Source organism: Micromonospora sp. CA-248212 (assembly GCF_050948405.1).
Taxonomy (GTDB): Bacteria; Actinomycetota; Actinomycetes; order Mycobacteriales; family Micromonosporaceae; genus Micromonospora.
Window position 1 is genome coordinate 2405595 of record NZ_CP192023.1, and the last position, 24835, is coordinate 2430429.

Here is a 24835-nt window from a genome sequence, read left to right on the forward strand (position 1 = left end):
GCGGACCGGCGGTCCGAATCTTATCGTGGCCGTGCCGGACGACGAAAGGACGAGATCATGTCGGACCACCCCACCGCGGTGTTCCATCGCGCCATGGAGCTGCTGCTCGCCAAGGACATGGCCGGGTTCATCGCGCTGTTCGCCGAGGACGCGGTGCTGGAGCTGCCGTTCGCGCCGCCCGGCCAGCCGCGCCGCGTAGCCGGCCGCGCCGAGCTGCACGACTACCTGATCAACTACCCGGCCCTGCTCGACGTCCGCGAGATCCACGATCGAACCGTGCACGAGACCACGGATCCAGAGGTCGTCGTCGTCGAGTTCGCCGCCTCCGGTGTCGTCGTCGCCACGGGTCGGCCGTACGAGGTGCGCTACATCGCCGTGCTGACCATTCGCGACGGGCGGCTCGTGCGCTATCGCGACTACTGGGATCCGATCGCCGCCCAGGAACTGCTCGGCGGCGGCCTGGTGCGCTCATGATCCTGGTCATCGGTGGCACCGGAACCACCGGCCGCATCGTCGCCGCCACGCTCGCCGAGCGTGGTCACCCCACCCGGATCGCCAGCCGACACCCCTCGACCGGAGGGTTCCGCTTCGACTGGTACGACCCGACCACCCACCCGGACGCGCTGGACGGCGTACGCGCGATCTACGCCATCCCCCCGGTCGGCGAGGTCGATCCGGTGCCGGTCATGCTGCCCTTCCTCGAACGGGCGCGCAGCGCCGGTGTCCGCCGGGTGGTTCTGCTCAGCTCCTCGGCCATTCCGCCGGCCGGACACGGGCTGGGTCTGGTGCACGTGCGGCTGGGTGAGCTGTTCGCGCAATGGGCGGTACTGCGGCCGTCCTGGTTCATGGAGAACTTCGTCGGTGAGCAGCCGCACGCCGTCAGCGCTCGCGAGCAGGGCGAGATCGTCAGCGCCACCGGCACCGCCCGGGTCGGCTTCGTCGATCCCGCCGACATCGCCGAGGTGGCGGTGCGGGCTCTCACCGACCCGACGCCGCACAACACCGACCACCTCATCACCGGACCGGAGGCGCTGAGCTACGACGAGATCGCCGCCGTCCTCACCGAGGTCGGTGGCCGGCCGGTCGAGCACCGTGCGATCGACACGGCGGAACTGACCGCCCGCCACACCGCGAACGGCATACCGCCGGACTTCGCCCGCTTCCTCGCGAGCCTGGACACGGCGATAGCGGCAGGGGCGGAGGACCGGACGACGTCGACCGTCGCGGACGTGACAGGTCGCCCGCCCCGATCCTTCCGGGACTTCTGCCGGGGCCGGCTGCGCGGCGACCGTCCCGGCTGACGCTCGGTAGACGTCTACTCATCACAAATGGCGTAGCCTCCGCTCATGATCGAACGGGTCAGGGTTGCGGTTGTCGGTGTCGGCAACAACACGTCGGCGCTGGTGCAGGGGCTGGCTCTCTACCGCCAGAGCGGCAGCCTGGTCGGGATCCGCCGGCCGGTGATCGACGGGCTCGGGGTGGGGGACATCGACGTCGTGGCGGCCTTCGCCACCTCCCCGGAGAAGATCGGTCGGGACCTGACCGAGGCGATCTTCCTGCCGCCCAACAACTTCCCCCGACTGAACTGCGACCTACCCCGAGCAGGTGTGCCCGTCACGAAGGGCCTCGTCGACGCGACCGGGGTGGGGCGGGTGGCGGCGGCGCTTGCCGAGGCGGAGGTGCTGCTCTACTCGGCGCCGAGCGGCCGGCCGGAAACCGCTCAGGCGTACGCCGAGGCAGCTCAGACGGCCGGTGTCGCCTTCATCAACACCACCTCGGACCCGGTCGCACGCGATCCAGGTTGGATCGACAGGTTCGAGGCGGCCGGGCTGCCGCTGCTCGGCGACGACCTGGCCAGTCAGTTCGGCACCTCGGTACTGCACGACGCGCTGCTGCGGCTGCTCCAGGAGCGGGGCCTCACCCTGGACAGCTCCTACCAGGTCAATTTGGGCGGCACCGAGGACTTCCGCAACCTGGTCGAGAACCCCAACACCAAGAAGCAGTCCAAGCTCAATGCCCTGTCGGGCGCGAACGGCGTCGAGGTCGCCCCGCTCGGCTACCTCCCGCATCTCGCGTCGCAGAAGGTGGCCCACCTCAACCTCGAGGCGCGGGGTTGGGGTGAGACGGCGGTGAGCCTCGACGTGAAGCTGAAGGTGCACGATCCGAGTGGCGCTGCGGGAGTCAACATCGACCTGATCCGCATCGCGGCCAGCGCGCTTAGAGGCGGACGTGGTGGTTACCGCGCCGAGGCGACGTCGTTGCTCAAGTCCCCTCCCGGGACGGCGGTTTGAGCCCGGCGGTGAGCAGGCGTTCGATCCGGGCGTACTCGGCGGCCATCTCCGGGGTGGCGAGGACGTCGTCGAGGTCGGCCGAGACCTGGAAGTCGACCTCCTCCACCGAGCGGATGGCCAGCTCGTAGATCTCCCCGCGCGCGTTCTCCTCCAGGTAGGTGGTCCAGTGCTCCAGCGCGGTGAAGGCCGTCAGGAGACCCTGATCGAGGTCACTCTCGGCGAGAATGCCCTCGTCGATCCGTACCAGCAGCGCGCGCAGCTCCGTCGCGTCGGCCGTCCGCACGTTCTTGCGGGCGCTGGTGAGCGCCGCCCACCCGTCCTCGGTCATCTCGTCGTCGACGGCGGTGTCGAGCAGATCGTCCCGGGTCAGCCGGGTGACCGTGTCGAGGCCGAACGCGCGCAGGTCGTCGTCGCCCGCCGCGACCACGAGTGCGAGGATCGCGGCTTCGAGTTCGTCGTACCGCATGTCGTCAGCGCCCGCCGACGGAGCGGTACACGTCCAGGGTCTGCCGCGCGACGGCATCCCAGGAGAAGTGCTCGACCGCCCGCCGTCGACCGGCCAGGCCGAACCGCTCGGTACGCGCCGGGTCGGCGAGCAGCGCGTTGATCGCCGCCGCCAGGTCGGCCACGAACGTCTCCGGCTTCAGCGGCGTCCCCGACCCGTCGGTGGCCTGCTCGATCGGCACCAGCAGCCCGGTGTCGCCGTCGGCCACCACCTCGGGGATGCCGCCGGTGGCGGTCGCCACCACGGCCGTCTCGCAGGCCATCGCCTCCAGGTTCACGATGCCCATCGGCTCGTACACCGACGGGCAGACGAAGACCGTCGCGTGCGTGAGCACCTGGATCACCTCGGGCTTGGGCAGCATCTCGGCCACCCAGACGACGCCGGAGCGGTTGGCCCGCAGCTCGGCCACCAGCTCCTCGACCTCGGCGGCGATCTCCGCCGTGTCCGGCGCGCCGGCCAGCAGCACGAGCTGGGTGTCCGCCGGCAGCTCCCGGGCGGCCCGCAGCAGGTAGGGCAGGCCCTTCTGCCGGGTGATCCGGCCCACGTAGACGACGCTGGGCAGCGCCGGGTCGATGCCGAGCCGGTCGAGCACGTCGGTGCCGGAGTCCGGGGCGTACTGCACGGTGTCGATGCCGTTGTAGACCACCTGGACCTTCGCCGGGTCGATCTGCGGGTACGCGGTCAGCACGTCGCCGCGCATCCCACCACTGACCGCGATGATCGCGTCGGCCGACTCGTACGCCGTGCGCTCGATCCACGAGGAGAGCGCGTAGCCGCCGCCGAGCTGCTCGGCCTTCCACGGCCGCAGCGGCTCCAGGCTGTGCGCGGTCACCACGTGCGGCACCCCGTGCAGCAGCTTCGCGGTGTGCCCGGCCAGGTTCGCGTACCAGGTGTGGCTGTGCACCACGTCGGTGCCGGCGGTGCCGGCGGCCATCTCCAGGTCCACGCCCATGGTCCGCAACGCGGCGTTCGCGCCGGTCAGGCCGGGCGGATCGGCGTACGCGGTGACGCCCGGCTCGGTGCGCGGCAGGCCGAAGCAGTGCACCCGGACGTCGGCGAGGCGACGCAGCTCCCGGGCCAGGTACTCGACGTGCACGCCCGCGCCGCCGTAGACCTCCGGCGGGTACTCGCGGGTGAGCAGGTCGACGCGCAGCGGGGTGGGTTCCGTCATGACCCCGCACCCTAGTGCAGAAGACTCCCCGTACGAGTGGTGAAGTGGCACGCGGGTGGATAGCGTCGGGGCATGGCTGCCAAGGTTCTCGCGATCGTCCTGGCGGGTGGTGAGGGCAAGCGCCTGATGCCACTCACCACGGATCGGGCCAAGCCGGCCGTCCCGTTCGGCGGGATGTACCGCATGGTCGATTTCGTCCTCTCCAACCTGGCAAACGCCGGCTATCTCAAGATCGTCGTGCTGACCCAGTACAAGTCCCACTCCCTCGACCGACACATCACCAAGACCTGGCGGATGTCCACGCTGCTCGGCAACTACGTCACCCCGGTGCCGGCGCAGCAGCGTCGCGGCCCGTGGTGGTTCGCCGGCTCGGCCGACGCCATCTACCAGAGCTTCAACCTCATCAACGACGAGCAGCCCGACTACGTGATCGTCTTCGGCGCCGACCACATCTACCGGATGGACCCCCGGCAGATGGTGGAGGACCACATCGCCTCCGGCGCCGCGGTGACCGTCGCCGGCATCCGCCAGCCGCTGTCGATGGCCGACCAGTTCGGTGTCATCGAGGTCGGCGAGGACGGCCGGAAGATCCGCGCGTTCCGCGAGAAGCCCACCGACGCGGTCGGCCTGCCGGACGCGCCGGACGAGATCTACGCCTCGATGGGCAACTACGTCTTCACCACCCGGGCCCTGTGCGAGGCCGTGGAGCGCGACGCCGCCGACAAGAGCAGCAAGCACGACATGGGCGGCAGCATCATCCCGATGCTCGTCGAGCGGGGCGAGGCCAACGTCTACGACTTCCGTGACAACGAGGTGCCGGGCAGCACCGACCGGGACCGGGGCTACTGGCGGGACGTGGGAACGCTCGACTCGTTCTACGACGCGCACATGGATCTGATCAACGTGCACCCCGTGTTCAACCTCTACAACTTCGACTGGCCGATCTACACCGAGCAGCCGCCGTGGCCGCCGGCGAAGTTCGTCCACCAGTGGGGTGAGCGGGTCGGCCGGGCGGTCGGCTCGATGGTCTCGCCCGGCGTGGTGATCTCCGGCTCGCTGGTGGAGAACTCGATCGTGTCGCCGAAGGTCCGGGTTCACTCGTGGGCGCACGTGGAGGGCTCGGTGCTGATGGAGGGCGTCGAGATCGGCCGACACGCGGTGGTCCGACGGGCGATCCTGGACAAGAACGTGTTCGTCCCCGAGGGCGTCGAGATCGGCGTCGACCTGGAGAAGGACCGCCAGCGCTACACCGTCTCCGACAACGGCATCGTGGTCATCGGCAAGGGCCAGAAGGTCGAGCCGTGACCGACCCGCACACACCGAGGAGGATCCCGCAGTGACCCACCCCCGTGCCGGCCAGCCCGCCGAGCCCGCCGACCTGGTCGACGTGCCGCGCCTGGTGACCGCCTACTACGCCGAGCATCCGGACCCCGCGGACCCGGCGCAGCAGGTCTCCTTCGGCACCTCCGGTCACCGCGGCTCCAGCCTGCGCAACGCGTTCAACTCCGACCACATCGTCGCGGTCACCCAGGCGCTCTGCGACTACCGGCGGGAGCAGGGCCTCGACGGCCCGCTGTTCCTCGCCCGGGACACCCACGCGCTCTCCGCGCCGGCCGCCGTGGACGCCCTCGAGGTCCTCGCCGCCAACGGCGTCACCGTGCTGGTGGACAGCCGCGACGGCTACACCCCCACGCCGGCGCTGTCGCACGCGATCCTCACTCACAACCGGGGTCGTACCAGCGGCCTCGCCGACGGCATCGTCATCACCCCGTCGCACAACCCGCCGGACGACGGCGGCTTCAAGTACAACCCGACCAACGGCGGGCCCGCCGACACCGACGTCACCCGGTGGATCCAGGACCGCGCCAACAGCATCCTCGCCGCCGGGCTCAAGGAGGTCCGCCGGATCACCTACGCGCGGGCCCGGGCCGCCGACACCACCGGGGAGTACGACTTCCTCGCGCACTACGTCGACGACCTGCCGGCCGCGATCGACATCGACGCCATCCGTGACGCCGGCATCCGCATCGGCGCGGATCCGCTGGGCGGTGCCAGCGTGGCGTACTGGGGTGAGATCGCCGAGCGGCACCGGCTGGACCTGACGGTGGTCAACCCGACGGTCGACCCGACCTGGCGGTTCATGACCCTGGACGGCGACGGCAAGATCCGGATGGACTGCTCCTCGCCGAACGCGATGGCGTCGCTGATCGCCGCCCGCGCCGACTACCAGATCTCCACCGGCAACGACGCGGACGCCGACCGGCACGGCATCGTCACTCCCGACGGCGGCCTGATGAACCCCAACCACTTCCTGGCGGTCGCGATCGGGCACCTGTTCCGCACCCGCGCCGACTGGGGGCCGGCCGCCGCCGTCGGCAAGACCCTGGTCTCGTCCTCGATGATCGACCGGGTGGCCGCCGATCTGGGTCGGCCGCTGTTGGAGGTACCGGTCGGGTTCAAGTGGTTCGTGCCCGGCCTGCTCGACGGGGCGGTCGGCTTCGGTGGCGAGGAGAGCGCCGGGGCGTCGTTCCTGCGCCGTGACGGCTCCACCTGGACCACCGACAAGGACGGCATCCTGCTCTGCCTGCTGGCCTCCGAGATCCTGGCCACCACCGGGCGCAGCCCGAGCGAGCACTGGGCGGAGTTGGCCGAGCGGTTCGGCGCCCCCGCGTACGCCCGGATCGACGCCCCGGCCACCCGCGAGCAGAAGGCCGTGCTCGCCAAGCTCAACCCGGATCAGGTCACCGCCACGGAGTTGGCCGGCGAGCCGATCACCGCGACCCTCACCACCGCCCCCGGCAACAACGCCCCGATCGGTGGCCTGAAGGTCAGCACGAAGTCCGGCTGGTTCGCCGCCCGTCCCTCGGGCACGGAAGACGTCTACAAGATCTACGCCGAGTCCTTCCAGGGCCCCGACCACCTGAAGAAGATCCAAAAAGAAGCCAAAACCCTGGTAGACCAGGCCCTGACCCAGGCCTGACCCCTCCGGCCGCGTTGATCAAGAGGTTCGCGTCACGCCGCCCGGCGTGTCGTGACGCAAACCTCTTGATCACGCGGCAGGTGCGGTGGGGGTGGGGGGCGCGGCAGGGGTGGTGGGCGTGGGGGGTCAGCAGGGTGGGGGGTCGGCGGGTGGGGGGAGTTCCTGGCTGCGGCGGCGGAGTTCTTCGGGGAGTAGTTCGCGGAGTTGCTCGGGGAGGAACGGCAGGTCGAGCAGGGTCATCTTCAACTGGTTGCGCTCCTGGTAGCGCAGCGGGTCGAAGCGGACCACCAGGCCGGCGTCACGGCGGTACGAGATGTCCACCGCCCCCTCCGTCGCCGCGTCGCGGAAGACCAGACCGTCCATCTCCACGACGACCGGCGACGAGTTGGGCTGTAGCTCCAACCGGATCTTCTCGTCCGGGGAGAGCACCACGGCACGGGAGATACCGGCCATCGGCGCGGCCGGCGTGATCACCACCGAGTCCGCCGCCGGGGAGATCAGTGGACCGCCGGCCGCGTAGCTGTACGCCGTCGAACCGATCGGGGTGCTGACCACCACGGCGTCGCTGCGGTAGTAGCCGTACTGCTGGCCGTCGATGGCGAGCGTGACGCTGACGAAACCGGCGCCCGGCTGGCGGACCAGCGCGATGTCGTTGAATGCGACGACGTCGTCACCGCACACGTCGCAGGCGAGACACGCGTGCGACTCGACGGTGAAGTCCTTCGACAGCAGCCGGCTCAGCGCGTCGGGCAGTCCCGGCGGTTCGATCTCGACCAGAAACCCCAGACGACCCAGGTGTACGCCGAGCACCGGCTTCGGGTCGCGGACGGCGGAGCGCAGCGCACCCAGCATCGTGCCGTCACCGCCGATGCTGATCAACGCGTCGGCGCGGGATGCCACCTGGTCCGCCGGCACCGGTTCGACAGAGGACGGGACGCGGTGCTGGTCCTCCTCGGACACGTACAGCGTCTTGCGGTGACGCGTCGCCCACCGTTCGATGATTTCGACCACCTCGGTGACATCCCGGGTGGGGTGCAGCACAAGTCCCAGCCCCGACACCCGTCCAGCTCATCACATCGGTGCGGGGCGCACCCGGCGTACGCCGAAGGTGCGCCGACGGTCCGTGGACCGCCGGCGCACCTCGCCGCCGTCAGGGGCGGCGTTGACCGGTGAGGTGGGTCAACGAGCGGGCGACCAGGTCATCGCGGGTCGCTGGGGAGAGGCCCTCCAACCCGAAGCCCAGGTACACCGTGTCCCCGGTGACCACCACGGAGCCCTCCTCGAACGCCTGCTGGCTGCGCGACCAGTCGTTGGCGTTGCCGCCGGAGCCGGCCGGCGGCCCGGCCACCGTCCAGCCGCCCAGGTCGGCGGACTCGAACGAGGTCTCCGCCACGGTCGCGGAGTCGACAATTACCCGGGCGTCGTCCAGGAAGACCCCGAGCCCCTGGGCCCCCCAGTCCGAGGCGTACGTGATTGACACCTCGACCTGCTTGCCGGCGTACGCGGTCAGGTCGACCACGAACTCCTTCCACCCACTCGACGTCCCGGTCGCCGCGTTCCAGCTTCCGGTGCTCCCCGAGGGGGAGCAGCCCGCGCCCTGGTAGTGGGCGAGGAAGGGGTGCAGCTGGCCCCAACCCGAGGCGCAGCTCTCCCCGGTGACCGTGCTGGTCTTGCCGTTGACGTCCGGCAGTGTCGTCCAGTTGTCGCTGCCCACCTCGTGGGCCTCGACGAAGAGGAAGTCCCAGTTCTGCTCGATCTCGTACGAGGTGAAGAAGCGCAGCTCTGAGCTGGTCGCCCCGCTGAGGTCCACCGTGCGGGTGAGCCGTTTGTACGACTCGTTGGCCTGCCCGCTGTACAGGTACCACTCACCCGTACGCGGGTCGAACGGTGCGCCGCCCGGTCGGGTCCAGCCCACCGGCGCGGAGCTGGCGAACTGCGGGAACTCGTCCGGCGGCAGGAAACTCGACGTGGTCAGGAACGACGCGGTGTGCCCCTGGTTCTCCGCCGAACCGGCCGCGTTGAGCTGCCCGTTGAAGCCGGTGAACGTGCCGTCGCGGCCGGCGACCGGGAACGGCTCTCCCTCCGGCGCGGTACCGCCGTCGCTGACGTAGGTGTGCGCTCCCAACCAGTACTGCTGGAAGTCGTTCAGCAGCGGCAGGCAGGCCGGATCGTCGGCGTTGGTGCACTCCGGCGGCGCGTCCGGGTGGTAGACGTACGAACCGTTGGCGCCCTGGGCGTACAGCGCGTACTGGCCGCTGACCAGGAGCTTGCCACCCTCGTTGAGGTAGTCCCGCACGGCCAGTTCGGTGTCCAGCGCCGCCTTGGCCGCGGTGCCGGCAACCTGGCCGGGGGAGCGCATGATCACGTCGTCGCCGGTCTCCCACACCACCGCCTTGTAGTGCGACAGCACGCCCAGCGGATGGGGCGCCTTGCGGCCCATCGCGTCGAAGTCGTACACGTCGCTGCTGCGGCCGGCGGCGCTCAACGATGCCGCGACCTCGTCGGCGTACTTGGCGGTGGTGCCGGTCTGTGTCGGGCTGAGGCCGGTGACGTCCTCCATCGCGAGGACCAGCACGTCGCCGCCGATGTCGGTGTGCACCTGGTAGGTGAAGTGTTCGCTGGCGACCACCCCGGACCGGGGTTTGTTGCCGGTGAACCAGACCTCCACCCGGTCACCCGGTTTCGTGCCGCCGACCGTGCCGCGGAGCTCCGCGTAGTAGTCGTCGTGAGTGTCGCCGTACCGTTCGCCTCCGCGCCACTCGCGGACCGCGACGTTCTTCGGTCGCCCGCCGTTGACCGTGTAGTGCATCTTCACGTTCTTCAGCGCCCGCCGGGTGATGGCGGCGACCTGCTGGGTGCGCCCGTACGAGGTGTCGAAGGCGTCCACCACGAAGTCCGGGGTGCTCCGGCCGACCACCGACACCGGCTCGTCCGGGTGCGCCGCCGACTTGGCCACGGCGAGCGCGAACGGCAGGTTCTTGCGCACCTCACCAGCGATCAACGTCTCGTCGTCGGGGAAGATGAAGCCGCTGACGCAGTCCTCCGGGCGCCACTCGTCGTCCGGGTCGACCGCCGAGGCGGCCTCACACGTGGACATCTCGGGGGTGAAGCCCAGCGCGCCGTACCGGACGGTGGCGTGGCTGTCGGTGTCACCGTTGGTCGTGTACAGCTCGGCGGAGATGTCGGGGTCGTAACCGGGCACCGCCGGGTGCGCGTCGTCCCCGGCCATCGCCTTGTAGATCTCGTCGTCCGGGCTGGGGGTGCTCACCTGCCAGCCGATCCCGTAGAGCAGCAGCTCGGCCGCCGAGTGGTAGTTGACGAAGAACTCGAACCCGACCCGCTTGAAGAGCTGGTCCAGGGCCTTGGTCTCCGGCTCCGAGTTGGGGCCCGGACCCCGGTAGGTCTCACTGTTCGGCTCCGGTGACGAGCCCTCGTTGTCGTACCCCCACTTGTAGGCGAAGTTGCGGTTGAGGTCCACGCCGTCGCCGGAGGTGATCTGCCCGTCGCCGTTGTTGTCCCGCAGGTTCTTGCGCCACAGCCGGTTGCCGGTGGTGAAGGTGAAGTCGTAGCCGTCCGGGTTGGCCACCGGCAGGAACCACAGCTCGGTCGTGTCCAGAAGTTTCGTGATCTCCCGGTCGGTGCCGTAGCTGTCGAGCACGTGGTGCATCAGTCGACGGGTCATCTCTGGCGTGATCCACTCACGGGCGTGCTGCGCGCCGGCGTAGAGCACGGCTGGCCGCTTCCCGTCCGCGACGGTCCGCGCGTTCTTGGTGACCTTCACGGCGACGATCGGCTGGCCCTGCTGGGTACGGCCGATCGTCTCCACCTTGGTCAGCTTGGGATAGCGGGCCGCCGTGGCGTTCAACTCGTCGCGCAGACCGCCCGGCTCCCCGTAGGGCCGGAACGCCGTCCAGCCCGCCGCCGCCTGCTCCCGCAGCGCCTGGGACGCGTCCTTGCCGCGCACCTTCTTCACCGACAACGGGACGCCCTGGTCGGTCAGCCGCTTCGCCTGCCGGCGACTGAGCACCGTCTCGACGGTCGTCCTGCCGGTCGAGTCGGTCTTCGCGTCGTGGCCGAGGTCGACTCCCGCCGCGCGTAGCTGGTCCCGCTGTTTCGCGTCGACCGTGCCGACGTAGACCTCCAGGCCGTCGCGGGCGCCCGGTTCGGACGGTGGCTTCGCGCTTGCCGGCGGGGTTAATGCGAGTGCGCCGAGCAGGGTGACCACGCTGGCGATCGCCAGTCGTCTCGGTCTCATCGCGCCTCCTTGGGTGAAGGACCTGTAGGCGCGAGCTTTCGGTGTGGCGTGATTGATGTCAATCGGTCGATGGGCGGGTCGTTGCTGTCCGCGTCGATGCCGGAGCCAGCTGTGACGGGTGGCGAGTCGGGTGGGAAGGCTCCGTCAGCTCGCGCCGGGGCCGACGCGGGGTGTGCGCCGGCCCCGGTTGCGACGGCGTCAGCGGGCCAGCGGGATCCCGGTGCGGCGGTCGGAGAACGGACCGGGCAGGATGCCGCAGAGCCGGGCTAGCTGGTCGGTGACCTTGTCGGGTTCGTCGAACGGGTCCAGTCCACTCACCTCGAAGGGGTCCAGGACCGGTACCGTCACGTGCGAGATCAGCGGGTGCAGCGGCCGGCGGTCCGCCTCCCCCTTGCCGAACAGGTCCTCGTGCAGCTTCTCCCCGGGTCGTAGCCCGGTGTAGACGATCGGGACCGGGCTGGCCGCCTGCTCCACCATGCGCCGGGCGAGATCGTCGATCCGTACCGGTTCGCCCATGTCGAGGACCAGGGCCTCCCCGCCGCGCCCGATGGCCGCCGCTTGGAGAACCAGATGTACCGCCTCCTGCACCGTCATCAGGTACCGGGTCACGTGCGGGTCGGTGACGGTCAGGGGCTGTCGCGCCTCGATCTGCCGCTGGAAGGCGGTCACCACGGATCCCCGGCTGCTCAGGACGTTGCCGAACCGGACGCTCAGGAAGGTGCCCGGGTACGTGGCGGCGGCGTGCGCGGTCAGCATCTCGGTGATGCGCTTCGAGTAGCCGAGCACGCTTATCGGGTTGGCGGCCTTGTCGGTGGAGATGTTGACGAAGCGGGTGACATCCCGGCAGGCGTCCAGGACGGTGAGCGTCCCCCAGACGTTGGTCTTGACCGCCTCACCCGGGTGGCGTTCCAGCAGGGTCAGATGCTTCAACGCGGCCGCGTGGAAGACGATCTCGGGGCGGCGCTCCCGCATGATGCGGCGTACACCTTCGTCGTCCCGTAGGTCGGCGAGAATGAGTTCGGGGCCGTCCAACAGCGCGCGCCCGGTGAGCGACATCTGGAGGCTGTGCAGGGCCGACTCGTCCCGGTCCAGCATCATCAGCTCACCGGGGTTGGCGCGCATGATCTGCCGGCACAGCTCCGATCCGATCGAACCCCCGGCACCGGTGACCAGAACACGTCGACCGGTCAGCCCGTTGTCGTCCAGGGTCAGGTCGCCGACCACCTGCCGGCGGCCCAGCAGGTCGCTGATCTGGACGTCCCGTACGTCGCTGACGGTGATCCGGTGATCCACCAACTCCCGGACCGGCGGCAGCACCTTGAACGCCGCCCCCGTGCGTAGGGTCGCCTCCCGCACCTCCCGGATCAGCATGGCGTCGGCGTTCGCCACGGCGAAGATGACAGTGGTGGCACCGGTGCGCTCGATCACCTCGACGAGGTGCTGCCGGCCGCCGACCACCGGGACACCTGCGATGCGCAGGTCGTGTTTGCCCGGATCGTCGTCGAGCGCGCCGACGGGAAGGTAGCGGCCCTTCGGGTCGCTGAGCATCGCGCGTACCAGCCCCTGCCCGGCCTCGCCGAAACCGAAGAGGAGCACCGGGGTGGCCGAGCGGGCATCGGGTCGCATCGCGCGGTCGCGCCGGTGGCGGTGCAGAAGACGGCAGCTGAGCATCAGCAGCAGCGCCAGCGCGGCACCGATCACGGGGGTGCTGGCCGGCACTGGGCGTTCGCCCATCGCGAGGAGGGCGACGAGGACGATCGCGGCCGTGGTGGCGGTGGTGCCGGCGAGTCCACGGACTTCCTCGACGGTGCCGAGAGGCTGACGACCGGAACGAATACGACGCAGTGCGCTGACTCCGACATGCAGCACGGCGGCACCGCCACCGAGCAGTACCGCATTGACCGCTTGGTCGACGGTGAGGGCCATCTCGTACCTGGCCCAGCCCGCGACCGTGAACCCGCCGACCCAGCCGAGGGCGTCGGCGGCGAGGAAGATGGCAGTCCGACGGCGGCTCACCCTGGCCCGGCCGGTGGCTGTTGACGCCGTTGGCTCAACCCGTTGCATCTCCGGGGGCATCTACGACTCCCTGTCCTGTCCGTGGCCGAAGATGACCCAGGGCAGGTCAGGGGGCCACGGCCATCCGCTACCTGCTTAGCGGAATATGCGGCGCCGAATCCGGTTTTCACATTTCTATGACCGGTTGTCTGATTTATGGCCGGGAAGTCCGACGGGTCTACGCGCGAGGCTCGCGTCCGCAAGGGCGTTTCGCCCGGTCGGTTGGCTCGTTGGGTCAGGAGCGACCATCCGCATCTCGAAGGGGGCCCGCGCGCAATGACCTGGCCCGGGGCTGCCCTCTTCCCCGGCGGGGCGACCGGTGCGACCGAGGCGCGGACGGACCACCCACCTGGGAACAGGGCTTCGGGCGCCCACCGGGACCTCGTCGGTCGGTTGCTCCGCTGCTATCCGGTGACCGTCGTCGTGCTCGCCCCGTACGCGCTGCTGATCCTGCCGATGGCGGTCTACTACCGGAATCCGGAGACCGGTTTCATCGTCTATCTGGTCGGGCTCGCGTTGCTGGGCAGTGTCGCCGTGGAGACGATGGCCAGCCTGTTCGGCCGTCCCGACCCGCGCTGGCGCGACGGCTTCCGGCGCGCCCACGCCCGCTATCCGTGGCTGTACCCGATCGCCATCGTGGTCACGCTCACCAGCGTCGCCGCGAACTTGCTCGCGGCGTACCTCGGTCGGGGCAGCATCGTCAACCAGATCTCCGGCGATCTGTCCGACGGACCGCTCGCCATGGTGAGCACGCTCTTCTCCGGCTGGACGGCTCTGGGCTTCGCGTTGCTGGTGGCCAGCCATCTGAGCGGTCGGCTGTCGCGGACGAAGCTGTACGGCTGGTTGGCCGTCCTCGTCGGCGCGGAAATCTACGTCGCGGTACTGACGGCCCTCACCGCTCCGCTTGTCGCGCTGGTGTTCTTCATGGCGGCCACCGGGGCGCTCTGCGGCGTCTTCCGGCTGCGTTACCTGGTGCTCTGCGCGGTCGTGGTCTTCCTCGCGTGGCCGGCGGTGTTCGAGCAGCGCAACAGCATCCGGGAGGATCGCGGCGTCGCGGTGGACACCAAGGTCACCGCCACGGACCGGCTGCGGCTGGACAGCCAGCTCAGTGTGGTGGCGGGCTTCGACGTCCCGGTCGACCTGGGCCAGCCCGTGGCCACCGACTACCTGCGGTACGGGCTGGTGCCCCGGGTGCTCGATCCGGACCGTCCGGCGATCTCCACCGGGCAGCGGATCAACCAGTACATCGGCGGTGGCCCGACGTCGGCCTACACATTCCTGCTGCTGGGCAACATCTGGTTCTTCGACGGTCCGGCCGGCGTGGTCGCCGTGCACGCGTTCTGGGCCGCGGTGGCGGCGGTGCTGCTGCGCTGGCGGGGCGCACCCGGCCCGATCCGGCTGAGCCTCTTCTGCCTGGTGCTCTTCGACCCGCTGCTCTGGTCCAACACCTACCCGGACTCCACGATCAGCTTCCTGCAACACGTGGTGGCGGCGATCCCGGTCTTCGTCCTCCTGGCGCTCAGCCGCCGCTCCCTGCACGGGGCCCGCAGGCACCCGGAGCCCGGTCGAACACCCGCGATCCCGGCCGCGCGCCGGTGACCGTACGGGTGGGCCGGCACGCGGTCGGTCGCGCCGACGCCCGAGAGGGTCCCCGGACCGGACGTCGGGCGCTGCTCGCGCTCGTCGTCGGCGGGCTCTCCAGCGGCGGCAACCTGCTGCTGGCGATCACCGTGACCCGACTGGAGTCGGTCGGTGGGCTGGGCCAGTTCGCCCTGGCGTTCTCGTTCTACATCGTCGGCTCCGGGCTGGTCCGGAGCACCGTGACCGACACCGTGCTGGCCACCGGCGTCGGGGTCGCGTCGGCCTCCCGGCGGGCGATCCTGCTCGGCCTCGTCGGTGGCACCCTCGTCTGCGCGGCCGGCGTGTCGTACGGCTCGCCCTACCTGCTGGTCGCGGGCCTCGCCCTGCCCGGTCTGGCCCTCTACGACTACACCAAGGCGGTCGCCGTCGGCATCGGCGCTCCCTCGGCGGCGATGGCCCAGGAGATCACGTGGGCCGCGCTCACCGGGTGCGCCGTGCTGGCCGGCCTGTTCCGGGTGATCGACCCGCCATCCGTCTTCGCCCTGTGGGGCGGCGGCGGCGCGCTGATCGGCCTGGTCGTCGCGGCCCGGCGCCGGTACGCGCTGGTGCCCGGCTGGCGCGTCGGCCGAGCGGAGACCCGCGTCGCGGTGGGATTCGGTACGCAGTTCCTGCTGACCAACGGGTCCGCGCAGCTGGCGCTGACCGCGGTGGCGCTGGTCGCCGGCACGGCGGTGGTCGGTGCGTTGAGCGCCGGGCGCACGCTGCTGGGGCCGGTCAACCTGGTGCTGTCCACGGCGGCCACGCTGGTCCTGCCGCAGTTGGCCCGCACCCGGGCCGAGTCCCGCACGGTGCGGACCCGGGCGGCTGTCCGGCTGGCACTGCTGGTGGCCGCCGCCATCGGGCCGTTGACAGTCGCGGTCGCCCTGCTGCCGGACGCGGTCGGCAGGGAGCTGCTCGGCTCCAACTGGAGCGTCGCCCGGAGCCTGCTGGTGTTGCTCGCGCTGGAGAGCCTGCTGGCCGTGCCGGCCACCATCGGCTTCGCCGGGCTGCGGATCGAACGGGCGAGCCGGCGGGCGATCGTCCTCGGCCTCCTGCTCGGCGGGCTGCGCGTGCCGGCGGTCGTCGCCGGGGCGGTTCTGTTCGGCGCGCCCGGTGCGGCCGGCGCGCTGGTCCTGTTGGCCCTGGCCAGCGCGGTCGCCTGGGGCGGCAGCTATCTCCTGCTGCTGGCCGACCGGGCGGCCGACCGTCCACCGGCGGTCCAACCGGTCTGACCGCCGGACCGGCGCCGACCCGGTCGGGCGCCGGTCCGGCGGCGGGTCAGGCGATGGTCGCCAGGGCGGCGCGGACCCGCTCCACCACGGCCTTGACCGCCGGCTCGCTCAGATCGGCGTACGTGGGCAGATTGAGGCCCCGCCGACTCAGGTCCTCGGTCACCGGACAGTCCGCGCCCGGATCGTGATGCGCCGGCAGGTCCGGGATCGGCACGAAGAACGGGCGGGTCTCCACGCCGAGCCGGGTGAGCGCACGGGCCAGCGCATCCCGGGACGTGGCGTCCCCCTCGGCCCCGACGAGGAAGGCCGCCATCCAGGGCGCGCGGCGGACCCCGGCGGCCACCGGCTGCGCCGACAGCGTCGGCTCGTCGGCCAACTGCTCCTCGTAACCGGCGATGACCCGGTCCCGAAGGGCGATGATCTCGTCCGCGCGCTCCAGTTGGGCGCAGAGCACCGCGGCGCACAGGTTCGTCATCCGGTAGTTGTAGCCGAGCACCGGGAAGTAGTACCGACGGTGCGGGTCCATGCCCTGGTTCCGGAGGAGACGCATCCGCTCGGCGAGGGCCGCGTCGGAGGTGGTCACGCAGCCGCCCTCGCCGGACGTGAGCACCTTGTTGCCGAAGAACGAGAAGGTCGTGACGTCGGCGAGTGAGCCGGTGGGCCGCCCGTCGAGGGTGGCGCCGAACGACTCCGCCGCATCGGCGACCAGGAGCAGATTGTGCTGGTCACAGAGTTGCCGCAGGGCGGAGTAGTCGGCCGGATGTCCGTACAGGTCGACAGCGATGACCGCCCGGGTACGCGGGCCGATCGCGGCGCGTACCGCCGCCGGGTCGACGCACCAGCTCTCCGGCAGGACGTCCACACAGACGGCCCGCGCACCGCAGTACGCCACGGCGTTGGCCGTCGCCACGTACGTCAGCGCGGGGACGACCACCTCGTCCCCCGGCCCGATGCCCGCCGCCGCCAGGACCAGGTGCAGCGCGACCGTGCCGTTGCTCGTCGTCAGCGCGGTGCCGGCGGCGCAGCGACTGGCGAACCGTTCCTCGAAGTCCCGCAGGTACGGACCCTGCGAGGAGATCCACCCGCTCCGCAGCGCGTCCAGGACGTACCGCTCCTCCAGCGTGGAGAGGCTCGGTCGGGCCACCGGATAGGTGTCGTCCGCGATGCTCATGGCCCGTCACCTCCGCCGGGCACGGTGTCGTTCGCCGCCGTGACGAAGGGGGAGCGGGGCACCGGACCCGATCCGCCCCGCGCCGCCCAGGCGAGGACGTCCAGGTAGTCGCGGCCGGTGGCCGCCCACGTGCGAGCGGCCAGCCGGTCGTTCGCACGCCGGGAGGCCGCGGCATAGCGCTCCCGGTCGTCGAGGAGGTGCCGGACCGCGTCGGCCAGGGACCGCGGATCCCGCGCCCGGAAGACCGCCGCCTCGGCGTGGTTGAACTCCAACTGGTCGAGCAACGGCTCGACGTCGGCGCAGGCGACCGGGAGACCCCAGGTGAACGCCTCCAGCATCGCGCCGCTGGCCGCCTCCCAGAGCGAGGGTACGACCACCGCGTCCGCCCTCGCGTAGATGGCGTTCAGCTCGTCGAGGCTGACGAAGCCGGGAAAGGACACCCGGCCGCGCAGGTCGGCCTGCCCGGCGCGGGCGAGCAGTCGGCTCGCCTCGGGCTCGACCAGCGGTCCCGGGCAGATCAGGCGGCAGTCGGGCAGCAGCGCCATCGCCTCCAGCAGCGTGGCGTGGTTCTTGTGCTCCGCGGTGGACGACGGGTAGACCAGCAGTCCCGGTTCGGGCCGCGCGTGCGCGCGTTCCGGCGCCGGTTGGAACGCCGGGGTCGGGATGAGCACGGTCCGCTCCGCGGCCTCCGGGAAGAGACGCAGGGTTTCCCGGTACGGATGGGGCCAGGTGACCACGATCGCCGCCGCGCGGGCCACGTTCTCCCGGACGACCGCCGCGAAGCCGGGGGCGTGGAACTCGGTCCGCAGGTGGCGTGTGTCGTGCAGGACGACGACGGAGGGGCCCGACCCGATCGGGGCAGAGTGGAACGGGAACAGGGTGACGTCGGTGTCGGCATGCCGTACGACCGAGCGTTGCCGGACCGCGTTGACCGCCGTGCGGACCGTACGGGAGTTGCGCACCACCGTCGGTGTCCACCTGCGCAGCAATTGGCCGGTGGGGTTGTCGGAGCGCAGCGGCTGGGTCACCTCGGTCCAGCCGATGCGCGCGACGGGCACCTGTTCCCGCCACTGGTCCAGCGTGCCCCGCAGGACGTTCACCCGCAGCTCGCAGGAGTCGTCGGCGGCCATGCCGGTCAACAGTCCGTAGGTGAAGGCTTCCAGCCCTGCGGCGTGACCGGGACGGATGGGTGCGGCGTCGACCGCGACCCTCACCGGTCCACCCGGATCAGTCGCCCCATCCGCTCGTCCTCGAGCAGTTGCCGGTCGGCGTCGACCATGATCCGGACCAGGTCGCTGAAGAGCGTCTTCGGAGCCCACCCCAGGGCGCGCCGGGCCTTCGAGTAGTCGCCGACGAGGGCATCGACCTCCGCCGGGCGGAAGTAGGCGGGGTCCAACTCCACGTACCGCTGCCAGTCCAACCCGACCCGGTCGAACGCGGCCTCCACGAATTCGCGCACCGTGTGGCCCTCACCGGTGGCGACCACGTAGTCGTCCGGGGTGTCCCGCTGGAGGGCGAGCCACATCGCCTCGACGTACTCCGGTGCGTAGCCCCAGTCCCGAACGGCGTCCAGGTTGCCCAGGTAGAGCTTGTCCTGGATACCGGCCTCGATCCTGGCCACCGCCCGGGTGACCTTGCGGGTCACGAAGTTCTCACCCCGGCGCGGGCTCTCGTGGTTGAACAGGATGCCGTTGACGCAGAACATGTTCCAGGACTCGCGGTAGTTCACCGCCGACCAGTAGGCGTACACCTTGGCGCAGGCGTACGGGCTGCGCGGGTGGAACGGGGTCTCCTCGCGTTGCGGGGGTGGGGTCGAGCCGAATATCTCCGACGAGGACGCCTGGTAGAACCGGCAGCCGATGTCGGCCGAGCGGGCCGCCTCCATCATGCGCAGCGCCCCGAGGCCGGTGACGTCCGCCGTGTACGTGGGGATGTCGAAGGACACCCGAACGTGGCTCTGGGCGCCCAGGTTGTAGATCTCGTGAGGGCGGATGTCCCGGATCAGCGCCGTCAGCGAGGCCGGGTCGGAGAGGTCGCTGTAGTGGAGGAAGAGGCGGGCGTCGCCGCTGCGCGGATGAACGTCCACGTGGTCGATCCGCTCGGTGTTGAAAGAGGACGATCGTCGTTTGATGCCGTGCACCGTGTATCCCTTGTCGAGCAGGAACTCCGACAGGTAACTGCCGTCCTGCCCGGTGATACCGGATATGAGCGCCGTTCGTGACATGAAGTCCCTCTCCTGCTGGGCCAATTTCCCCCGCGCTTCCTTATATCGCTCTCGACGTCGGCGTAACTCGGGTTTCAGGTAACTGGCGGAATTTATTCTCCCCGCCCAACCTCCCAGCTCAGTGGAGAGAAGGATCAGTCACGTATCGAGCTTTCGATCGTTGGGTGAATTGATCCTGCGGCACGAGCGAGGAGTGCGGATGGTCGGCGACCCCACCCCCGCGGGGGACGCCCGGGAACGCATGGCGTCGGGTAACGCAAACAAATTCCACGTCCTTATCACCGCCGGCTATTTCGCTCCCGGCTGGCGGGCCGGCGGGCCGGTCCGGTCCATTGGCGAAGTGCTCGCTCTGGCCAGCGACGACATCGAGACGTCGATGTTGACCCGCGACCGCGACCTCGGATGCCGCGACCCCTATCCGGGGCTCTCCGGGCGTTGGGTCCGGGTCGGCCGGACGAACGTCTTCTATCTCGGTGTGCGTCGGCCGGAGCAGTGGCGGTCGCTCTGGCGCTCGCTGCGCGCCGACCGCTTCGACCTGCTGTACGTCAACAGCGTCTGGTCGACCTTCTCCATCCTGCCCCTGGCCGCGGCCCGGCTCGGGTTGCTGCGGGCGGGCCGCATCCTGGTCGCCCCCCGAGGTGAGTTCGGCGCGGCCGCGCTTCGGGTGCACCGATTCCGTAAGCGGATCTTCCTGGCCGCCTGGCGGTGGATGCTGCTTGACCGTCGGGTGCTGTGGCACGCCACCACGCCGGTCGAGGCGAACGACATCCAGCGGGTGCTGCCCCGGGCGCGGATCGGTGTCGTCGCGGTCAGTCGTGGCCCCGAGCCGCAGACGGAGCCGGTCGAGATGCTCTCCACCCACCACGCGCGGCTGGTCTTCATCGGGCGGATCTCGCCCATGAAGAACCTCGACCTGGTGCTTGCCGCGCTCGCCTTCGTGCCGGTGCCGGTGCGGCTGGACATCTACGGCCCGGTGGAGGACCCGGCGTACTGGCGACGGTGCCGGGAACGCCTGGCCGAGCTGCCCGACTCGGTCGCCGTCAGCTACCGGGGTGAGCTGCCGCCCGAGCAGGTCTGTCCGACCTTCTCCCGCTACGACGCCTTCGTCATGCCGACCCGCGGGGAGAACTACGGCAACGCCATCGCCGAGAGCCTCTCCGCATGCTGCCCGGTGGTCTGCTCCGACCGGACACCGTGGACGGGCGTGCTGCGCGACGGCGGGGGACTGGTGCTGACCGAGCTGACCGCGGCCGCGCTGGGCGCCCTCGTCACGCAGGTGGCGACCGCCACCCCGGAGCAGCGACACGCGGCCCGGATCGAGGCGGGCGCCGCCTATCGCCGGTGGCGGGCGAGCAGGGCGCCGATAAGCGTCCTCGACCAGGCCCGGTGGGTGATCCACGACCCGGCGTATCGGGAGCCCTGTCCACTGCCCGCCCAGCGGGCCGAATCCGTCCAACTGCCACCAGGAGGCGTCAAGTGACCCGCGTGATGACCGTCGTCGGGACCAGGCCGGAGATCATCCGGCTGGCCCGGGTGATCGACGCGCTCGACCGGACCGTGGACCACACCCTGGTGCACACCGGGCAGAACTGGGATCCCTCGCTCTCCGACGTCTTCTTCAGCGAGTTGGGGGTCCGCGCGCCGGACGTCTTCCTGCGGGCCGACACCCAGTCTCTCGGCAGCCTCCTGGGTGCCGTCCTGGTCGGTACGGAGAAGGCGATCGCCGAGCTGCGCCCGGACGCCCTGCTGGTGCTCGGCGACACCAACAGCGCGATCTCCGCGCTGATGGCCCGGCGGATGAACGTGCCGGTGTACCACATGGAGGCTGGCAACCGCTGCTTCGACCTGAACGTGCCGGAGGAGACCAACCGGTGCATGGTCGACCACATCGCCGACTTCAACCTGGTCTACTCGGAGCACGCCCGGCGCAACCTGCTCGCCGAAGGGCTGCACCCGCGTCGCATCCTGCACACCGGATCACCCATGCGGGAGGTGCTCGACCACTACCGGCGGCAGATCGAGGGGTCCACCGTGCTGGCCCAACTCGAACTCGAACCGGGCGGCTACTTCGTCGTCAGCGCGCACCGGCAGGAGAACGTCGATCACCCGGACCGGCTCCACCGACTGCTGGAATGCCTGCGGGCGGTCCGCGACCAGTGGCGGCTGCCGCTGCTGGTCTCCACACATCCGCGTACGCGCAAGCGGCTGGAGGCGCTCGCCGGCGACGGCCTGCACCTCGACGGTGTGGCGTTCCACGAGCCGTTCGGCTTCTTCGACTACGTGACCCTGCAACGCAACGCCCGATGCGCCCTCTCGGACAGTGGCACCGTCAGCGAGGAGGCCGCGATTCTCGGATTCCCAGCGGTGACCCTGCGCGAGTCCATCGAGCGACCGGAGGCGCTGGACAGCGGGGCGATCGTGATGACCGGCCTCGATCCGGACGGGGTCGTCGAGGCCATCCGGGTGGTGGTGGCGCAGGTGGCCGAGGGCTCGGTCGCCTGCCCGCTCGACTACCAGGTCCCCGATACGTCACGCCGGGTCGTCGACTTCATCCTGTCGACCGTGCGCCGCCATCACGACTGGGCGGGCATTCGCCGCTGACCGCTCCACCGGTCGGGCCGGCACACCCGTCACGACGACGCCCGGCGGTACGTCGCGGGTCACGCAGGCGCCGGCGCCCACGGTGGCGTCCCGGCCGACGGTCAGCTTCGGCAGGATCGCGGCAGTGGTACCCACCAGCACGCCGTCCTCCAGCCGGCAGTACCCGGAAACCGCGGCGAGCGGATTGACCGAGACGTAGTCACCGAGCACCGTGTCGTGCCCGACCGTGCAGTTCTGATTGAGGTGCACGTGCCGCCCCACCAGCACGTTCGTGGTGACCCGGGCGCCACCGGCGGCGAACAGTCCCTGCTGGTGGACGCAGTCGGGGCCGATCTCCGCGGCCGGATGCACCACCGTGGCCGCCGGCAGGCCGTACCGGGAGATGGTCTGGTCGGTCTCGCGGCGCAGCCGGGGGTGCCCGACGCCGAGCACCACGTGGGTGCTGGCCGGTTGGGCGGCCAGCCAACGGGTCGGACCGAGGAAGGCGACGCCGAGACGGTGTACCGACTCGACGTTTCTCTCGGTGGGGTAGTCGTCGACGAAGCCCAGCACCCGCCAGGATGCGGTATCTCCCGCAAAAGTATTTAGAAGCCGAATTACCCCATATACCTCTCGGCCCATCCCGCCGGTGCCTACGATCACTACGTCGGTCGTCAACCGCGGCTCTCCCTCGGCTACGGAGAACGCTGGTCGCTCTCCGTCATCTGAACCGGTTACCGGTGCCGATGGTGACGGGGTGAGCGGCGGCGCCCTGGCCGATCCTCGCGCGTTCCAGGTGCGCAGACGTGCCCGCACCGACGCCGGAACAGGATTTCGGAAGGTGAGCCCAAGGTGAACGAGCTGGCAATGACGCGTGCGCCCGACAGCACCGGAACGCCGAGGAACACGGCGCGATCCACCATCACGACGGGGTATCGGGTGCTCGCCACCGCCCGCGTGTTCGAGCCGGGCTTTCGTGGCGGCGGGCCGATCCGCTCTCTGCGGTTCATCCTCGACACCCTGCCGGACGACCTCGACGTCACCCTGGTCACCGCGGACCGGGACCTCTGCTCGTCCGCACCGTACCCGGGCCTGTCCGGGCGGTTCGTACGCCGCGACGACCGCTGCGCCATTTTCTATCTCGGCACGTTCGCGCTGCGGCACTGGGTGCGACTGGCGCGGCACGTCCGGTCCCGCCCACTCGACCTGGTCTACGTCAACAGCCTCTGGTCGCTCTTCTCGGTGCTGCCGATCCTGGCGGTGGCGCTGCGGCTGGTGCGGGTCCGCTCGATCATGCTGGCCCCGCGCGGCGAACTCTCGCCCGGCGCGCTCGCCATCAAGGCCCGCAAGAAGCGGCTCTTCCTCGCGGTCTGGGCCCCGCTGCTGCGCCGGCTCGACGTACGGTGGCAGGCCTGCAGCCGGCTGGAGGAAGATCAGATCCGCGCGAACATGCCATGGGCGCAGATCATGGTGAACGGCAACGAGTGCCCCATCCCGGAACAGCCGGCACCCCGAGCCGTCGCGCACGACGGCCCGTTGCGACTGGTGTTCGTCGGCCGGATCTCCCCGATGAAGAACCTGACCAGGGCGTTGGAGGCGGTCGCCGGCGCCACCCGCCCGCTGGAGTTCGACATCTACGGTCCGCGGGAGGACGAGCAGTACTGGGCGTGCTGCCGGCGACTCATCGACACGATGCCCGACCATGTGCGGGTCCGCTACCTCGGAGAACTGGCGGCGGACGAGGTGATGGCGACCTTCAGCCGGTACGACGCGTTCCTCTTTCCGACACTTGGCGAGAACTACGGGCACGTCATCCTGGAGAGCCTCGCATCCGGCTGCCCGGTGGTCTGCTCCGACGCCACGCCGTTCAGCGACCTGATCGCGGCCGGCGGGGGAGCGGTGGTCCGGCCGGCGTCGGCGGCGGGCCTGAGCGAGACCCTCGACCGGCTCGCCGACCGGTCCGCCGGGGAGCGCGCCGAGGCCAAGGAGACCGCGGGCCGGCGATACCGACTCTGGCGACAGCAGCTCCGGGAACCCAACGTGCTGGACCACGCCCGACAGTTCTGCGGCTGATCCGGCGGGCCGCGCCCCTGCGGCTGGCCGGGACCGCGTCACCCCGGCCGGAGCTGGTTCGTTGCAGTGGCGGGTCCGCGTGGGCGGGTCCGTCGTCCGCCACCCCGGCCGGCTCCGATGAGCGAGGACAGCAGGTGCCCAGTCGCGTTCGCACGATGGTCCGACGAGTCGCGGACCACCTGGCCGCCACCCGGAATCCCGAGGCCTTCGCGCGGTCCCTGGGGGTGAAGCTGAACGGACGGGTCCGGTTCTACGGGATCAGCCGGGCGATGTTCGGCTCGGAGCCGTGGCTGATCACCATCGGAGACAACGTCTACATCACCTCCGAGGTGCAGTTCGTCACCCACGACGGCGGGACGCTGATCCTGCGCAAGGACCACCCCGACCTGGACTGGACCGCCCCGATCACGATCGGCGACGACGTGTACATCGGTATGCGGTCGATGATCCTGGCCGGTGTCACCATCGGAAACCGGTGCGTCATCGGGGCAGGTTCGATCGTGACGCGCGACATCCCCGACAACACGGTGGCGGCCGGTGTCCCGGCACGCCCGCTGCGGACCACCGACGAGTACCTCGAACGGTTGCAGGCCAAGTCGCTGGGCATCGGGCACCTTCCCGTCCCGGAGAAGCACGAGGCGATGAAGAAGATCTACGGGGTGACGACGGTCTGAGTCC

At 70.5% G+C, this 24835-nt stretch carries 20 protein-coding genes; 11 read left to right on the top strand and 9 right to left on the bottom strand.

What is annotated here, in order from left to right:
* Positions 1-57 precede the first annotated feature (57 nt).
* Genes ACQP03_RS11690 through ACQP03_RS11700 form a run of 3 tightly spaced genes read left to right on the top strand, consistent with a single transcriptional unit; the run spans position 58 to position 2291 of the window.
* Positions 58-474: a nuclear transport factor 2 family protein gene (locus ACQP03_RS11690; RefSeq protein ID WP_357120028.1), complete on the top strand. Its 417-nt coding sequence runs from the start codon at positions 58-60 to the stop codon at positions 472-474.
* A complete protein-coding gene (locus tag ACQP03_RS11695; protein ID WP_433460869.1) occupies positions 471-1301 on the top strand; it encodes an ergot alkaloid biosynthesis protein in 831 nt (276 codons plus the stop codon). The genes ACQP03_RS11690 and ACQP03_RS11695 overlap by 4 nt, the downstream gene beginning before the upstream one ends.
* A 45-nt stretch (positions 1302-1346) precedes the next feature.
* Positions 1347-2291 (top strand): inositol-3-phosphate synthase, encoded by a 945-nt coding sequence (locus ACQP03_RS11700; protein ID WP_357171563.1) that lies wholly within the window; start codon positions 1347-1349, stop codon positions 2289-2291.
* Here ACQP03_RS11700 and ACQP03_RS11705 read toward each other — a convergent pair.
* Complete coding sequence (locus ACQP03_RS11705) at positions 2263-2757, bottom strand: hypothetical protein (RefSeq protein ID WP_357120019.1); 495 nt, start codon at positions 2755-2757, stop codon at positions 2263-2265. The two genes, ACQP03_RS11700 and ACQP03_RS11705, sit on opposite strands and share 29 nt — an antisense overlap.
* 4 nt (positions 2758-2761) lie before the next feature.
* Positions 2762-3967, bottom strand: coding sequence for a glycogen synthase (glgA, locus tag ACQP03_RS11710; RefSeq protein ID WP_396832208.1), 1206 nt, complete (start codon positions 3965-3967; stop codon positions 2762-2764).
* Between the two features lie 72 nt (positions 3968-4039).
* Between glgA and glgC the strand changes: the two genes are divergently transcribed.
* On the top strand, positions 4040-5272 hold the full coding sequence (gene glgC / locus ACQP03_RS11715; RefSeq protein ID WP_278138510.1) for a glucose-1-phosphate adenylyltransferase: 1233 nt from the start codon (positions 4040-4042) through the stop codon (positions 5270-5272).
* Between the two features lie 31 nt (positions 5273-5303).
* Positions 5304-6947, top strand: coding sequence for a phosphoglucomutase (alpha-D-glucose-1,6-bisphosphate-dependent) (pgm, locus tag ACQP03_RS11720; protein ID WP_433460870.1), 1644 nt, complete (start codon positions 5304-5306; stop codon positions 6945-6947).
* 126 nt (positions 6948-7073) lie between these two features.
* Here pgm and ACQP03_RS11725 read toward each other — a convergent pair whose 3' ends face one another.
* The 3 genes from ACQP03_RS11725 to ACQP03_RS11735 form a co-directional block, all read right to left on the bottom strand.
* Positions 7074-7997, bottom strand: coding sequence for an NAD(+)/NADH kinase (locus ACQP03_RS11725; protein ID WP_396832274.1), 924 nt, complete (start codon positions 7995-7997; stop codon positions 7074-7076).
* Positions 7998-8097: 100 nt separating this feature from the next.
* Positions 8098-11202, bottom strand: coding sequence for a M14 family zinc carboxypeptidase (locus ACQP03_RS11730; protein ID WP_433460871.1), 3105 nt, complete (start codon positions 11200-11202; stop codon positions 8098-8100).
* 198 nt (positions 11203-11400) lie between these two features.
* Positions 11401-13278 carry a polysaccharide biosynthesis protein gene (locus tag ACQP03_RS11735; RefSeq protein ID WP_433460872.1) on the bottom strand — a complete coding sequence of 626 codons (1878 nt, stop codon included), beginning with the start codon at positions 13276-13278 and terminating at the stop codon, positions 11401-11403.
* Between the two features lie 390 nt (positions 13279-13668).
* Between ACQP03_RS11735 and ACQP03_RS11740 the strand changes: the two genes are divergently transcribed.
* Positions 13669-14856 (top strand): hypothetical protein, encoded by a 1188-nt coding sequence (locus tag ACQP03_RS11740; protein ID WP_433460873.1) that lies wholly within the window; start codon positions 13669-13671, stop codon positions 14854-14856.
* Positions 14853-16109 (top strand): hypothetical protein, encoded by a 1257-nt coding sequence (locus ACQP03_RS11745; protein WP_433460874.1) that lies wholly within the window; start codon positions 14853-14855, stop codon positions 16107-16109. Before ACQP03_RS11740 ends, ACQP03_RS11745 begins: the two co-directional genes overlap by 4 nt.
* 46 nt (positions 16110-16155) lie before the next feature.
* Here ACQP03_RS11745 and ACQP03_RS11750 read toward each other — a convergent pair whose 3' ends face one another.
* Genes ACQP03_RS11750 through gmd form a run of 3 tightly spaced genes read right to left on the bottom strand, consistent with a single transcriptional unit; the run spans position 16156 to position 19504 of the window.
* The gene (locus ACQP03_RS11750) at positions 16156-17280 is read right to left on the bottom strand and encodes a DegT/DnrJ/EryC1/StrS family aminotransferase (RefSeq protein WP_357393200.1); all 1125 of its coding nucleotides are present in this window, start codon (positions 17278-17280) and stop codon (positions 16156-16158) included.
* On the bottom strand, positions 17277-18494 hold the full coding sequence (locus ACQP03_RS11755) for a glycosyltransferase (RefSeq protein ID WP_433460875.1): 1218 nt from the start codon (positions 18492-18494) through the stop codon (positions 17277-17279). Before ACQP03_RS11755 ends, ACQP03_RS11750 begins: the two co-directional genes overlap by 4 nt.
* On the bottom strand, positions 18491-19504 hold the full coding sequence (gene gmd / locus ACQP03_RS11760) for a GDP-mannose 4,6-dehydratase (protein ID WP_433460876.1): 1014 nt from the start codon (positions 19502-19504) through the stop codon (positions 18491-18493). Before gmd ends, ACQP03_RS11755 begins: the two co-directional genes overlap by 4 nt.
* Positions 19505-19703: 199 nt before the next feature.
* Between gmd and ACQP03_RS11765 the strand changes: the two genes are divergently transcribed.
* A complete protein-coding gene (locus ACQP03_RS11765) occupies positions 19704-20984 on the top strand; it encodes a glycosyltransferase family 4 protein (RefSeq protein ID WP_433460877.1) in 1281 nt (426 codons plus the stop codon).
* The gene (gene wecB / locus ACQP03_RS11770; protein ID WP_433460878.1) at positions 20981-22105 is read left to right on the top strand and encodes a non-hydrolyzing UDP-N-acetylglucosamine 2-epimerase; all 1125 of its coding nucleotides are present in this window, start codon (positions 20981-20983) and stop codon (positions 22103-22105) included. The genes ACQP03_RS11765 and wecB overlap by 4 nt, the downstream gene beginning before the upstream one ends.
* Here wecB and ACQP03_RS11775 read toward each other — a convergent pair.
* Complete coding sequence (locus ACQP03_RS11775) at positions 22034-22726, bottom strand: acetyltransferase (protein WP_433461151.1); 693 nt, start codon at positions 22724-22726, stop codon at positions 22034-22036. The genes wecB and ACQP03_RS11775 overlap by 72 nt on opposite strands.
* Before the next feature lie 210 nt (positions 22727-22936).
* On the opposite strand from ACQP03_RS11775, the gene ACQP03_RS11780 reads away from it, so the two are divergent.
* A complete protein-coding gene (locus ACQP03_RS11780) occupies positions 22937-24157 on the top strand; it encodes a glycosyltransferase (RefSeq protein ID WP_433460879.1) in 1221 nt (406 codons plus the stop codon).
* Positions 24158-24312: 155 nt separating this feature from the next.
* Positions 24313-24831: an acyltransferase gene (locus ACQP03_RS11785; protein ID WP_357119977.1), complete on the top strand. Its 519-nt coding sequence runs from the start codon at positions 24313-24315 to the stop codon at positions 24829-24831.
* Positions 24832-24835: the final 4 nt, after the last annotated feature.

What these genes read in the sequence shown, in the direction of transcription:
- ACQP03_RS11690 (WP_357120028.1), top strand. Translation starts at nt 58, where the DNA reads ATGTCGGACCACCCCACCGCGGTGTTCCATCGCGCCATGGAGCTGCTG.
- ACQP03_RS11695 (WP_433460869.1), top strand. Translation starts at nt 471, where the DNA reads ATGATCCTGGTCATCGGTGGCACCGGAACCACCGGCCGCATCGTCGCC.
- ACQP03_RS11700 (WP_357171563.1), top strand. Translation starts at nt 1,347, where the DNA reads ATGATCGAACGGGTCAGGGTTGCGGTTGTCGGTGTCGGCAACAACACG.
- ACQP03_RS11705 (WP_357120019.1), bottom strand. Translation starts at nt 2,757, where the DNA reads ATGCGGTACGACGAACTCGAAGCCGCGATCCTCGCACTCGTGGTCGCG.
- glgA (WP_396832208.1), bottom strand. Translation starts at nt 3,967, where the DNA reads ATGACGGAACCCACCCCGCTGCGCGTCGACCTGCTCACCCGCGAGTAC.
- glgC (WP_278138510.1), top strand. Translation starts at nt 4,040, where the DNA reads ATGGCTGCCAAGGTTCTCGCGATCGTCCTGGCGGGTGGTGAGGGCAAG.
- ACQP03_RS11730 (WP_433460871.1), bottom strand. Translation starts at nt 11,202, where the DNA reads ATGAGACCGAGACGACTGGCGATCGCCAGCGTGGTCACCCTGCTCGGC.
- ACQP03_RS11735 (WP_433460872.1), bottom strand. Translation starts at nt 13,278, where the DNA reads ATGCCCCCGGAGATGCAACGGGTTGAGCCAACGGCGTCAACAGCCACC.
- ACQP03_RS11750 (WP_357393200.1), bottom strand. Translation starts at nt 17,280, where the DNA reads ATGAGCATCGCGGACGACACCTATCCGGTGGCCCGACCGAGCCTCTCC.
- gmd (WP_433460876.1), bottom strand. Translation starts at nt 19,504, where the DNA reads ATGTCACGAACGGCGCTCATATCCGGTATCACCGGGCAGGACGGCAGT.
- ACQP03_RS11765 (WP_433460877.1), top strand. Translation starts at nt 19,704, where the DNA reads ATGGTCGGCGACCCCACCCCCGCGGGGGACGCCCGGGAACGCATGGCG.
- ACQP03_RS11775 (WP_433461151.1), bottom strand. Translation starts at nt 22,726, where the DNA reads ATGGGCCGAGAGGTATATGGGGTAATTCGGCTTCTAAATACTTTTGCG.
- ACQP03_RS11785 (WP_357119977.1), top strand. Translation starts at nt 24,313, where the DNA reads ATGGTCCGACGAGTCGCGGACCACCTGGCCGCCACCCGGAATCCCGAG.